Raw genomic sequence first — 12,606 nt, forward strand, 5'->3', positions numbered from 1 at the left:
AATGCGGTATTCATACTGTCGCTGATCTTTTATTTCATCTGCCCTACCGTTACCAGGATAGAACGCGAATTACAGCAATTTGCGATTTACGTCCAAACGATTGGTGTGTTGTTACAGGCAGGGTTTGCAAAACAGAAATTAAATATGGCAAACGCATGATGCTTTATTGTTATATTGAAGACAAAACCGGCATCTTGAAGCTGCGCTTTTTCCATTTTAACAAACAGCAAATTAAAGGGCTTAATGAAAGTGGTCTAATACGCGCTTTTGGAGAAGTCCGTGAGTTCTCCAATTCATTGGAAATGATTCACCCTGAATATCAATTATTGGCAAACGAGGAAGATTGTGTTGTTGATGAAACATTAACGCCCATTTATCCAACAACCCAAGGCCTGAGTCAGACTCGCCTTAGACAACTTGTTAAAATAGCGCTAACCAGTTCTCATGAGCATTTGCACAACCTCGAGTGGATGAGCCCAGAGGAAATAGCCGCCAATCATTTTTTTTCTTTGCCTGCAGCAATCGAATTATTACACAATCCTCCCCCGGACACTTCCTTATCAACACTTGAAGAAGGGAATCATCCTGCTATGCAGCGCTTGGCTTTTGATGAGTTATTGGCACAACGTTTAAGTCTGCAATTTGCAAGGCAACATCGTGAAATGTTGTTGGCCCCTACTTTGCCAATCGAGCAAAACCTGGAACAAAAATTTCTGCAGCAATTACCTTTTTCGTTAACTAAAGCACAACGTCGGGTTAGTGATGAAATAGCAGCTGATTTAGCACAAACAAAACCCATGCTTCGCCTAGTACAAGGTGATGTCGGTTCAGGAAAAACGGTAGTAGCAGCTCTTGCTGCTGTACAAGCAATTGCCTGTGGCTATCAAGTTGCTTTTATGGCACCTACTGAATTGTTAAGCGAGCAACATGCTATTAATCTTCAATCCTGGCTCGTCAGCTTAGGCTTAAATTGTCGTCGACTTAACGGCAAAATGAAGCTTTCCGAACGTAAAGAAACATTAGGAATGCTTGCTAGTGGTGACTGTCATTTACTTGTAGGCACGCATGCCTTATTTCAGGAAGATGTCCACTTTGCAAAACTAGGCTTAGTCATTATTGATGAACAACATCGCTTTGGTGTAGAACAACGTTTACTATTACAACAAAAAGGACAACAAGCTTCTTTTATCCCACATCAATTATTAATGACAGCAACACCTATTCCAAGAACATTGGCGATGACACAACTCGCTCATCTTGATTTATCCATTATTGATGAATTGCCCCCCGGACGTACGCCGGTAACAACCGCCGTGCTCAGTCAGGAAAAAAGAGAGCCTGTTATTCATCGCTTACACTCAGCCATTGCTCAAGGTCGCCAAGCTTACTGGGTTTGCACCCTAATTGAAGAATCTGAAAAATTGCAATGCATGGCAGCGACTGCTACTGCGCAGAGTCTACAAGAACAACTACCGAATGTTAGAGTAGGCTTGGTGCATGGGCGAATGAAGGCTGTGGAAAAAGAAGCAACAATGCTTGCATTCAAAGGAGGAGAAATCGATCTTTTAGTTGCAACAACTGTGATTGAGGTAGGCGTTGACGTCCCTAATGCCAGTTTGATGATCATTGAAAATGCTGAACGTCTAGGTTTATCACAACTACATCAATTACGCGGTAGAGTGGGTCGGGGTAGCACACAATCTCATTGCTTATTGCTTTACCAATCTCCTCTCTCACAATTAAGTACTGAGCGCTTACGAGTCATGCGTGCCACAACTGATGGGTTTATTATTGCTGAAAAAGACCTGCAATTGCGAGGAGCAGGTGAAGTATTAGGGACGCGTCAAACAGGCTACCGTCAATTCAAAATAGCTAATATACAACGCGACCAAATACTTTTTCCCTTGGTAGCAAAGTTCGCCAAGAAATTGGTTAGCGAACAACCGCAGCTGGCACAGGCTATCGCCAAACATTGGTTAGGAAATTTTGAGCAATTTTTGCAAGGTTAATTTTTGCACAAACTGCATTTGGCAAAAAATTTTGAAAATATCGTAAGTCAAGACTGTTTTTTCATTTTTTCTTTGTTAAGATAGCTTGGTTACTTCCTCTGTCCACCAACTTATAAATTGTGGATAACTTTTCACGCATTCTTCTATTTCAAACATTTATTTATTGACTTAAGCTGCTTAAAACCATGCTGGTTATGGCTTTCTTGTATTGTTGATAAAATTCCAACTATTCTCAATTATCCACAAAATCTGTGGATAATTCTGTGTGCAGAGTAAAAAATCCTTTGAAAAATAAAGCCCATATCGAAATGCTTTAGATCTTACCATTAGATGGAGGTGAGCCAGGTTACAGGATCTTGCGCCACTCTCTTTATATTCTTTTGCCTGTTGTAGCTAAATTGATTTCGTAGTAATCAGATTACCATTGGAGAACATGGAAAAAGCAGCGATGTGAACCGTGAACTCCTGAGAGGGGAATTCGATGATCTGCATGATGCAGAAATAATAGGTATAAGAATTTACACCGGTAATAGCTATAAAAACATGAATGTGCTCTTGAGAAATAAACCACCTGCAGAGGTATGTCAGTATGGTCATGGAATGAGCGAAGTATTATTAGATATTGCCATGGCATCGAGTGGATTAAACAAAATACCTACTCAAAAAATAGAAGCAGTATCTCGCGCAAATGATAGATCAAAAGAGCGGATGGAAATAATTAATAATGCACTTTTATCAGATAAAGATCCTTGTTATACGGAATTTGGATTTATGAGTACTTGCGTAAATGCTTTATCAACAAGCAACGTTCTACTAAATCCCATTGGTAGGGATATTACATTACTTTCTGAATATCCAGCAGAAAGAGAGTTTTTGATCTCTCCTCATACACAGATAAAACCACTCGTGTATAAAAAAGAAAATGGAGGAGTATTAATCGGAGTACCCGTATATACACTTTCAAGTCAGACGAAAGAAAATCAGCTTCCTGGTCTTAATCACGTGCGTGCTTAAATTTGCGCCAAATTTAATGCACCATTGCCTTACCGTTTCATAACTCACTTCAATGCCGCGATACAGTAAGCGCTCCGAAACATCTCGATAGCTGTCATTAAACCGATGATAACTCCATACTGCATTTGACAACAACAATAAATCAGGTAAAATAGATAAAATTTTAGCCAACAAGGATAATTTTATGCCTGTCTTGGGAAGCGGTTTTGCTAACCTTGCTAATAAGCTCGAACAACCCGTAGATTTTCTTTGTAATCCTCATTTCTTTACTCCCTATAGAAGCGTAGGAGATGTGGCGTCAGCTCTATCAAAACCCGTTGTAAGTCCTGTAAGTTTTGTCATTATAGGCGGTTTTTTATGTATAGCCAGTGGCCTCGCTGCAGCAGTGTGCGTTAGTAGTCTTGCTGCAACCGGTATTACCGCTATATCAGGTAATAAAGCTGCACGTAATAACGCATTCTTTACCGCAAAAGTAAGTGGCGCTGGTGTATTAGCTTCTCCGGTATTAGCTGTTTTGTCGGTATTAGCTGCAGCGCTTTTAGTGGTAGGTATGACAGTAGCCTTAGTAACTCGAACCCTTGCTACCCTTAATGATCTAGCAAAATGTGGTGATGGTATTAGCGCTTCTGCAAAACCCTAAGCGGCATCGTCAAGTTAACTTATTAGCTAAACTGTTCTTTATTTACAGGAAGATCACGATGCTGGAAAGGAAACCGAAAAGATACCATTACCCTTTGGAACTCATCAGCATTGCAGTATGGAGTTATCATCGGTTTAATGACAGCTATCGAGATGTTTCGGAGCGCTTACTGTATCGCGGCATTGAAGTGAGTTATGAAACGGTAAGGCAATGGTGCATTAAATTTGGCGCAAATTTAAACACGTGATTAAGAAACGAGAGCCCAGACCTTCGGATAAATGGCATTTAGGATGAGCAACAATTTCGCATCGATGGCGAAACATATTATTTATGGCGCGCCGTAATAAAAGGCTGCAATCCGCTTCCTGTCTCGTCTATTAAACGCCTATCCCAAGCCACGAGTTATCGTAACGGACAAGCTAAGGAGCTACGCGAAGCCGATTGGTCAGATGAGCAAAGGCTGTGAGCATCGGTCGCATAAAGGACTCAATAACCGAGTGGAAAATGCCCATCACACCCGCAGAAAAGAAAAGTGCCTCATTCGTTTCAAATCAGTTCAGAGTATCCTGCAGCTCGTCGGCAAAACCAGAAATCTCTTCGCGGCCGCTGTTGGACGCTACACCAAATCCGCTTCTCAACAGAGAATCCAGTTTCACAGCGCTAAAGCAATTTGGGAGTCTGCTGCTGCACTGATTCTATGCGCGTAAAATTCAGATGATCCTCTTTCTTGCAATAACAAAAGTTAAATTGTCGATGCCAAGTTAGCACATAAAATTGTGCTAACGGGCAACGAAAACTGGGTTTCAGAATTAAGCAATGGTTTCCAAGCCTCTTTGATTAAGATGGAAGATTTTTATCGCAATGAAGTTTATGAAGGACAGCTACCTAAACCTCCCAAATCTTAAAAAAGAATATAGAAAGAACCTTCTTTTCTCAGCCTTTTCTGGCATTACCTCAAGAGAAAAAGGAGCAACAGGAGAAGGATACAAGTAACCGCTTAGCCCTACCTCCTGTTTTTGAATAAAGGGAACATTTTCCTGGTGTATTACCTTGATGGATTTAATTTAGGGGTCTGTTAGTTGCAGGCCCAACATTTTCCTTTAATGATAAAACTGTTTATAGGTTTTTATCCCATATCCAGCCAATCTGGCAGAGAAATTCTAATAAATTTAATGTGAAATCATGATGATTTTAATACCTTAGCTTGACCCGCAGCCAAGAAAGGTTAAAATATTGGTCATTTTATTATCAGGTTTTCTCATGTCAATTCAACGCAAAGCTGTTGCCCTGGTTTCCGGGGGGCTGGATTCTATGCTTGCCGTTAAAGTTATTCAGGAGCAAGGCATCCATGTCGAAGGAATAAATTTTTACACAGGTTTTTGTCATTCAGGTCATACCTCAGCCATTCGCAACCGCAAGCATGACAAACCGCTACGCAATGATGCTCTTTGGGTTGCTGAGCAACTTGGTATTCAGTTGCATATTATCGACATCGTCGAACCTTATAAAGAAATTTTACTAAACCCTAAACACGGTTACGGAAAAAATGTAAACCCTTGCTTAGATTGCAAGATATTTATGGTTCAGGAAGCATATCAATGGATGTTAGAAAACAATTTTGATTTTATTATCACGGGCGAAGTAGTTGGACAACGTCCCAAATCACAACGAAGTGCTACCATGCCTTTAATTGCCGAAAAATCGGGAGCTGAAGATCGTTTACTGCGCCCATTATGTGCTAAATTACTGCCTCCCACCTTACCCGAACGTGAGGGGTGGGTAAACCGTGAGGCTCTCTATGATTTTAAAGGACGTAATCGCAAGCCTCAATTAGGTCTGGCTGCGTCTATGGCTATTGAAGAATTTGCCCAACCAGCCGGTGGCTGTTGTGTATTAACCGATGAAAATTATACTCGCCGCTTACAAGACATGTGGGCACATCGTGAAACGCGTGATTATGATTTAGAAGATATCATCCTTTTAAAAGCTGGCAGACACATCCGCCCTTTACCTCATTACAAAATGATTATTGCCCGCGATGAAGCTGAAAGTAATTTTTTAACTGGCTATCGCAAACAGTACACACACATGCAAATCCGTGACCATCGTGGACCAATTATTTTAATTGAAGGGCAGCCAACACCTGAGGATTTTGTGACCTGCGCCCGCATTGCTGGTCGTTTTTGTTCCGGTCGTGAAGAAGCCTCGGTTGAAGTCGACCTTTATCACTTAGATGGGCAAACACAAGTTTTAAAGGTCTCGCCTATGCGGGCTGATGAAATTCAAGAAGACTGGTATTTGTGAGAATAATATGGCCCATTATGATTTAGATGCTCGCCGCCTTCTGTGTCCAATGCCTGTAATCAAGACACAAAATATGGCGAAAAAACTCCTTCATGGTGATACATTAACGGTTATCGCCACCGATCCTGGCTCCCAACATGATCTTCCTTGTTGGTGCCGAATTAATGGTCACAAGCTTATTGAATGTAAAGAATTGGACGGTGAAATTCACATTACTCTGGAACTGATAAAGGACAAGGAATGACACAACCGGATCGCTACCGACAGGCTAAAAGAATTACCCTTATTGGTGCTTTTGTAAATGCGATTCTTGGTTTTGTAAAACTCTTTGGTGGAATTTTTTATCATTCTCACGCGTTGGTTGCCGATGGTGTACATTCTTTTTCTGATCTGATTACTGATCTGATGGTATTATTTGCTTCCAAATACGGCAGCCAAGATGCTGATGCCTCACATCCTTATGGTCATCAACGCATTGAAACCGCTGCAACCCTTCTGCTCGCACTACTACTAATTCTTGCGGGATCTGGGATTGCCTGGGATTCTATAGATGAGATAATCCACCAAGCTCATGACATTCCCGGATGGATAGCCCTTCCTATTGCTCTTTTCTCTATCCTTGCTAATGAAATTTTATTCCATTGGACTCACCATGTTGGCAAACGCATTCAATCCTCACTGATTGTTGCAAATGCCTGGCATCACCGTTCAGATGCTGCTTCTTCCGTAGTGGTCGCCCTTGGTCTTATTGGTAGTTTATTAGGTTTTGTTTACCTTGATGCGGTAGCAGCTGTCGTTGTTGCCTTTATGATTATTAAAATGGGCATTAGCTATGGCTGGGGCAGTGTGAAAGAATTAATCGATACAGCGGTCGATCATCAAACACTGCAAAAGATTGAAAATATTATTCAGGCAGTTCATGGTGTAGAACGAATTCATCAACTGCGCAGCCGAATGATGGGCGGCGATATCTTAGTGGATGTGCATATTCTTGTCTCACCTTTTATCTCTGTTTCGGAAGGGCATTATATTGCTCAGCATGTTCATCAGGCTCTCATTAATCAACTTGAGCGAGTAAAAGATGTTACTGTCCACGTTGATCCTGAAGATGATGAAGTAAGCTGTCCCTCCCTTCACCTGCCAAGCCGTGAGTCCATCCAGGAACAGTTAATACATGATTGGCAGAAGGATTACCCTGAGCTTCTAAGTTGGACGCTACACTATCTTGATGGCAAAATGACTATCGATTTATTTTTTAACAAGGAACATACGCGTTGGAAATCTTTAAATGAGCGGATCCTCAAGGATTTAAACTCACAAAGTCACATCGTCAATGTTCGTTTATTCAGTCAGCAGGGAAATGACTTACCATGAAAAAAACTAACATTGTTGTTTTGGATTCCAAGCCATTAATTAACGGTGGTTTAAATTTAGATAACCTTTATCAGCTAGGCAATGTCACCCTTTATGATAAAACTCCCCCTGAACTTGTTGTGGAGCGCGCTTGTGAAGCGGATATTATTATTACGAATAAAGTAGAATTTACTGAAGCGCTTTTTAGCCAACTGCCACGTTTGCGCTATATTGGAGAAACGGCCACAGGTGTCGACAATATCGATGTGGCTGCAGCAGCAAAACACAATATCGTTGTTACCAATGTTCCAGACTATAGTACTGACAGTGTTGCCCAACATGTGCTCGCCTTATTGCTTACACATACTAATCGTGTCGAAGCCCATAATCAGTCTGTTCAAAAAGGTGATTGGCAAACCCACCCTTATTTTGCATATTGGCTAAACCCGATACCCGAATTAGCTGGCATGACCTTAGGATTACTGGGGTATGGTCGAGTAGCGCAAAAAGTTGCACGTATAGCAAATACATTAGGAATGAAAGTTATTGCCCACAAACCAACACCATTTACCGATGGATTAGTCACATGGGTTAGCTTCACTGACTTATTACAACAAAGCGATGTATTAAGCTTGCATTGCCCCCTCACTAGTTCGACAAAAAACGTTATTAACAGCTATACACTTCAACAAATGAAACCTACAAGTATTCTTATCAATACTGGACGCGGTGGTCTGGTGAATGAATCAGAATTGGCAAATGCTTTAAAAGAAAAACAAATTAGTGCTGCCTATGTCGATGTTCTCAGTCAGGAGCCTCCTAATAACAATCATCCTTTAATAGGTTTACCCAACTGTATCATTACACCTCATATTGCTTGGGCCTCCGTTGCAGCACGAAAACGCTTGCTAAATATAGTGTGTGAAAATATTATTCACTTTCTCAATGGGCAACCCATTAATGTAATACGTGTTTCGTAAGGGGATGAATGTATGGCTGCGGCCACTTTGAAAATAATTTTTGCCATCATTCTTTTTGTCGTGATTCTTTTGGCCGGATGGTATCCGTTTAAGAAGCGAATTAAGGGGGATGGCCATATTGATTTTCCTGTTGGTGAAACTTTAGCAACTGGCGTCTTTCTGGGTGCCGCTTTACTACATATGTTGCCAGAATCCAGTATAATGTTTCACGAAATGGGCTATCATTATCCTTTTGCTTTCATCATTACTGGTGCTGTATTTTTAATATTCTTATGGTTCGAACATTTGGGTAAAGAATTATACCATCATCATGATGCGAGCCATCCTGCTTTTGCTATTCTGGCCTGGTGTATGCTGTCGGTACATTCCATCATGCTTGGAACTGCCTTGGGGTTAAATCATAGCAATTCGATGATTATCATGCTGTTTCTTGCAATTATTACGCATAAATGGGCGGAAAGTTTTGCGATTGCCGTACAACTCAATAAGAGCTCTCTAAGTCGTAACCAAAGCCTTGCTTTCTTTTTAACCTTCTGCCTCATGACCCCTTTAGGTATTTTTATTGGCTGGTTTTTTGGCCATGGTGTAGAAACGAATTCGTTATTTGATCCAATTTTAATTTCTGCTTCTGCGGGTACCTTTCTTTATTTAGGTACTCTTCATGGATTGGAGCGATGTGTCATGGTTGAGCGTTGTTGTAATTTGCGTGATTTTAGTTTTGTTATTATTGGCTTTTTGTTAATGGCATCGGTAGCAGCTTATGTCTAAGTTTTTCACGCAAGCCCCTATCATTCTGGGCTCAGCTTCTAAGAGCCGTATCGCACTTCTAAACTCTTTAAGCCTTGATTTTGAAGTAGTACCTGCTGCCTGCGATGAAGAAACCATCAAACAAAATTTACGGACTAAACCAATGCTTGAGTTGGCAAATGCCCTTGCTCGTTGTAAAGCACTCGAAGTTAGTCATCGTTACCCATCGCATTTTGTCATTGCAGCCGATCAATTGTGTATTATTGATGACAAGTATCTCGATAAACCGCTGAATCATAACACCGCAACAGCTCATCTGCGCCTCTTAAGTGGAAAAACGCACCAACAGATGTCAGCTTATTGCATTGCCAAAGAAGGAAACATCATTTGGCAGGATCATGATATTGCCACACTAACCATGCGAAATTTAAACGATAGCACTATCGAGGCTTATTTGAAACAAGATAAACCCTATCAAAGTTGCGGTGCCTATCACTTTGAAGGACTTGGCAAATGGCTGTTCTCCAACGTTAAAGGAAGCGAAAGCACGATTCTTGGTTTACCTTTGCTTCCCTTAGTTCAAGCATTAATAAACCTTGGTGCCATTAGTCTCTCCTAAAGAGTAATGTTGTCTAATTATAGTTAGTAAAAATGATTAGATAGGACGCCTTCTCTATGGCACCAGAAAAGAGAAACAAAAATGATTTTAATACCTCAATTGTAACCGCAAAACCCTCTATTAATGAATGGTTTCTAGCTTGTTGACAATCAAATCAAAACGAATAATAATTCACCATCAACTTCTAGCGTACAGGATTATCATGGAATATAAAAAAATTACCACCATATGTCTGCAAGCAGCAGCTTTGGCATTATTAATCACTAAAAGCGGGTATGCGGAGGATGTCAAAGTCATCGGCTCAATAGAGCATACTTTAAATCAATTACGCGCAGACTCTTCTGCAAGATCTAATAATTCAAATAGTAAAAAGGTAATTCAATTATTGCGAATTCAACTGTCTTTAGAAGAAAAAGCTCTTTTAGCAAAGCGCGCTAAAGATGCATTGACGCACACTAATCAGTTTTCCCTCACCACTCCCCGCTCGGTCAATTTACCGCTACCTAGCAAAGTACAACTTGGCATGAATAAGGTACCTGTTCTGGATCAAGGCATGCATGGGACTTGCGTTACCTTTGCAGTGACAGGAGCACTTGATGCAGTCATGGCTAAAGGTGACTACATTAGCCAGGTTTGTAATTTACAATTGGGCACCTACTTGGAAAAACATGGTTATAGCGTCAGTGGTTGGGATGGCAGTTACGCAACTACGGTTATTAATCAGATTGAACAATATGGGATTGTTAATACAAAAAAACAACGAGCCTATGGTTGTGGTGGTTTAACTCAATATCCGGCATACTCCGATCACAATCCGGACTCCTTTATTGAGCCTGAAAAATATCGTTCAATGAGTGAACTTGTCTTCGGTCAAGTAGTCAACTGGTCTGATATATATCAAAAGAGTGACTCCAATAAAACACTAAACGCCGTGAAAGAAGCACTTCATTCTGGAGATAGAATGGCTTTCGCTACAATGCTCCCACGAATTGACTTAGGAACTGCCGGTGCTGTTGGCAAACATAAGACCTGGATATACAAAGATACCTGGGTATTAACACCTGAGATATTGAAAGGCTTGGATGATATTGAAGCCGCTCATGAAATGATCATTACTGGTTATGATGATAATGCCGTCGCTGTTGACGATCATGGAAAGAAACATAAAGGCTTATTAACCTTACGTAACTCCTGGGGAAGTTCTGTTGGCGATTACGGCGAATTTTATATGTCCTACGATTATTTCAAATTACTAGCATTTGACGTTACACGATTTTCACCAAGTTCAATCTAATAGTTAGCTTTGCTTCACCCAGGCAAAAGCTCGGGTGAAAGCAAAGCACACCATATATTTTGTTGCTTGATAAAACCCGATTTATTGAATACCACCTGACAGGATCGTATTATTCATCCCTACCATAACCTACTGATTAAGAATTTTATGCATAAAATTCACTTTTCTCTATTTGCTTTAACTTCAAGTGCAATCCATGCTAGTCCTTCCCCTAGCACTAAGCCATTTCCACCCTTTCGAATTGCTGGAAACCCGTATTACGTGGGCAATAATGACTTGGCAAGCTATTTGATACCACGGAATTCAAGTGCTTAAGCCGGTAGCAGTTCTTAATATTTGATATATACTCTTTTTAAATACAAGGAATTTGGAGTAGGCGATTATGGCTCAACGCCCCCAAGGTAATAAAAAAAATAAATCCGTTCATAAAAAAGCTCTTGGGCTCATCAATAAACCAGAAAAAGCAACCAAGGCAAAACAAACTTATGACCGCATTGCTTGTGTATTCCAAGGCGGGGGCGCACTCGGGGCTTATCAAGTAGGCGCTTTTCGCGCCATTCACGAACGAGGTTACCATCCCAATTTTCTTGCAGGCGTTTCAATTGGAGCAATTAACAGCGCTATCGTTGCCGGAAATGCGCGTGATAAGCAGGTTGATAAATTACATGAGTTTTGGGCTACGATCGTGCCTAAATTATGGCTCGATTTACAGATTAATTATGATGCTTTAGATTGGACACATCATCTCCATAATCGTATGGGCGCCCTATATTCCGTGTTTTTTGGATTGGATGGTTTTTTCAAACCTAGATTCATGCCACCCCATGCCTTAACGCATGAAACCCCTGATAAATTAAGTTATTACGATACCTCCGAGTTACGTAGCACATTGGAAAGATTAATCGATTTTGACCGAATTAATGATAAAAAAGTGACACTTTGTCTTGGTGCCGTCAATATTACCACTGGAGAGATGGAGTTTTTTAATAATCAGCTCATGACTATTACAACAGACCATATCATGGCCAGCGGTGCCCTGCCCCCAGGATTCCCTGCCGTAAAAATAGGAGAAGATTATTATTGGGATGGCGGTATTTATGCCAATACACCTTTAGTCACCGTCCTAGATGCTCTCCCTGAACAAGACACACTTTGCTTTGTCGTAGACTGTTTTAGCTTAAAAGGACCTTTACCTCAAACTATGGATCAAATGGAAGAGCGGCAAAAAGACATCCGCTATGCCAGTCATTCACGCCGCCTAACGAATGTTTATACTAGCCGCCAAAATCTACAGGCTGCCATTAACTACTTAGGCACCAAACTCACGCCAGAAGCGAAAGCAGATCCTGAAGTACAAAAAATTTTAGAGTTAGGGCATGAAAAAAGATTTAGTGTCGTTCATATTATTTATAATGGCACACCTTATTCCCATTCCTTTAAAGACTATAATTTCATTCGATCTGCAATCAATGTGCGTTTAAATACTGGCTATGAGAATGCAATTAATGTCTTAAATAATCCTGAGTGGGAGCAAAAATCAGATAAAAAACTCGCATGTTCTATTTATGGTGTGACCTCCGATTACTTTGATCAACACTAATTGCATATCAATCGGCCTGAAAAACAATTCATTTTTTTCAGGATTT

Annotated in this window: 13 protein-coding genes; all 13 read left to right on the forward strand. The window is 40.7% G+C overall.

Annotated features, from left to right (window positions below):
• The coding region (gene recG / locus Lbru_RS16130; RefSeq protein WP_083500948.1) for an ATP-dependent DNA helicase RecG at positions 1–2,009 on the forward strand (2,009 nt) is incomplete at its 5' end.
• A gap of 450 nt (positions 2,010–2,459) precedes the next feature.
• Positions 2,460–3,023: an ADP-ribosyltransferase family protein gene (locus tag Lbru_RS16135; RefSeq protein WP_058443136.1), complete on the forward strand. Its 564-nt coding sequence runs from the start codon at positions 2,460–2,462 to the stop codon at positions 3,021–3,023.
• 184 nt (positions 3,024–3,207) lie between these two features.
• Positions 3,208–3,663: a hypothetical protein gene (locus tag Lbru_RS16140; RefSeq protein ID WP_058443137.1), complete on the forward strand. Its 456-nt coding sequence runs from the start codon at positions 3,208–3,210 to the stop codon at positions 3,661–3,663.
• 58 nt (positions 3,664–3,721) lie between these two features.
• Entirely contained in the window at positions 3,722–3,910 is a 189-nt protein-coding gene (locus Lbru_RS17660) for an IS6 family transposase (RefSeq protein WP_058443138.1), read from the forward strand.
• Between the two features lie 109 nt (positions 3,911–4,019).
• Positions 4,020–4,370 (forward strand): DDE-type integrase/transposase/recombinase, encoded by a 351-nt coding sequence (locus tag Lbru_RS18115; RefSeq protein WP_202967560.1) that lies wholly within the window; start codon positions 4,020–4,022, stop codon positions 4,368–4,370.
• 553 nt (positions 4,371–4,923) lie between these two features.
• On the forward strand, positions 4,924–5,967 hold the full coding sequence (locus Lbru_RS16155; protein WP_058443140.1) for a tRNA (5-methylaminomethyl-2-thiouridylate)-methyltransferase: 1,044 nt from the start codon (positions 4,924–4,926) through the stop codon (positions 5,965–5,967).
• 7 nt (positions 5,968–5,974) lie between these two features.
• A complete protein-coding gene (locus tag Lbru_RS16160; RefSeq protein ID WP_058443186.1) occupies positions 5,975–6,211 on the forward strand; it encodes a sulfurtransferase TusA family protein in 237 nt (78 codons plus the stop codon).
• Positions 6,208–7,341: a cation diffusion facilitator family transporter gene (locus tag Lbru_RS16165; protein ID WP_058443141.1), complete on the forward strand. Its 1,134-nt coding sequence runs from the start codon at positions 6,208–6,210 to the stop codon at positions 7,339–7,341. The genes Lbru_RS16160 and Lbru_RS16165 overlap by 4 nt, the downstream gene beginning before the upstream one ends.
• Positions 7,338–8,300, forward strand: a complete 963-nt coding sequence (locus tag Lbru_RS16170; RefSeq protein WP_058443142.1) for a D-2-hydroxyacid dehydrogenase — start codon at positions 7,338–7,340, stop codon at positions 8,298–8,300. Before Lbru_RS16165 ends, Lbru_RS16170 begins: the two co-directional genes overlap by 4 nt.
• A 12-nt stretch (positions 8,301–8,312) precedes the next feature.
• A complete protein-coding gene (locus tag Lbru_RS16175) occupies positions 8,313–9,068 on the forward strand; it encodes a ZIP family metal transporter (protein ID WP_058443143.1) in 756 nt (251 codons plus the stop codon).
• Complete coding sequence (locus Lbru_RS16180) at positions 9,061–9,666, forward strand: Maf family protein (protein ID WP_058443144.1); 606 nt, start codon at positions 9,061–9,063, stop codon at positions 9,664–9,666. Before Lbru_RS16175 ends, Lbru_RS16180 begins: the two co-directional genes overlap by 8 nt.
• Positions 9,667–9,868: 202 nt before the next feature.
• Positions 9,869–10,960: a C1 family peptidase gene (locus tag Lbru_RS16185; RefSeq protein ID WP_058443145.1), complete on the forward strand. Its 1,092-nt coding sequence runs from the start codon at positions 9,869–9,871 to the stop codon at positions 10,958–10,960.
• Positions 10,961–11,342: 382 nt separating this feature from the next.
• Positions 11,343–12,560: a patatin-like phospholipase family protein gene (locus tag Lbru_RS16190; protein WP_058443146.1), complete on the forward strand. Its 1,218-nt coding sequence runs from the start codon at positions 11,343–11,345 to the stop codon at positions 12,558–12,560.
• The last annotated feature ends 46 nt before the right edge of the window (positions 12,561–12,606 follow it).

Origin of the sequence: Legionella brunensis (assembly GCF_001467025.1) — a bacterium.
In the GTDB taxonomy this organism is placed as follows: Bacteria; Pseudomonadota; Gammaproteobacteria; order Legionellales; family Legionellaceae; genus Tatlockia; species Tatlockia brunensis.

Coding starts and splice junctions, on each gene's coding strand:
- Lbru_RS16140 (WP_058443137.1), top strand. CDS start 3,208: ATGCCTGTCTTGGGAAGCGGTTTTGCTAACCTTGCTAATAAGCTCGAA.
- Lbru_RS17660 (WP_058443138.1), top strand. CDS start 3,722: ATGCTGGAAAGGAAACCGAAAAGATACCATTACCCTTTGGAACTCATC.
- Lbru_RS16155 (WP_058443140.1), top strand. CDS start 4,924: ATGTCAATTCAACGCAAAGCTGTTGCCCTGGTTTCCGGGGGGCTGGAT.
- Lbru_RS16160 (WP_058443186.1), top strand. CDS start 5,975: ATGGCCCATTATGATTTAGATGCTCGCCGCCTTCTGTGTCCAATGCCT.
- Lbru_RS16165 (WP_058443141.1), top strand. CDS start 6,208: ATGACACAACCGGATCGCTACCGACAGGCTAAAAGAATTACCCTTATT.
- Lbru_RS16170 (WP_058443142.1), top strand. CDS start 7,338: ATGAAAAAAACTAACATTGTTGTTTTGGATTCCAAGCCATTAATTAAC.
- Lbru_RS16175 (WP_058443143.1), top strand. CDS start 8,313: ATGGCTGCGGCCACTTTGAAAATAATTTTTGCCATCATTCTTTTTGTC.
- Lbru_RS16180 (WP_058443144.1), top strand. CDS start 9,061: ATGTCTAAGTTTTTCACGCAAGCCCCTATCATTCTGGGCTCAGCTTCT.
- Lbru_RS16185 (WP_058443145.1), top strand. CDS start 9,869: ATGGAATATAAAAAAATTACCACCATATGTCTGCAAGCAGCAGCTTTG.
- Lbru_RS16190 (WP_058443146.1), top strand. CDS start 11,343: ATGGCTCAACGCCCCCAAGGTAATAAAAAAAATAAATCCGTTCATAAA.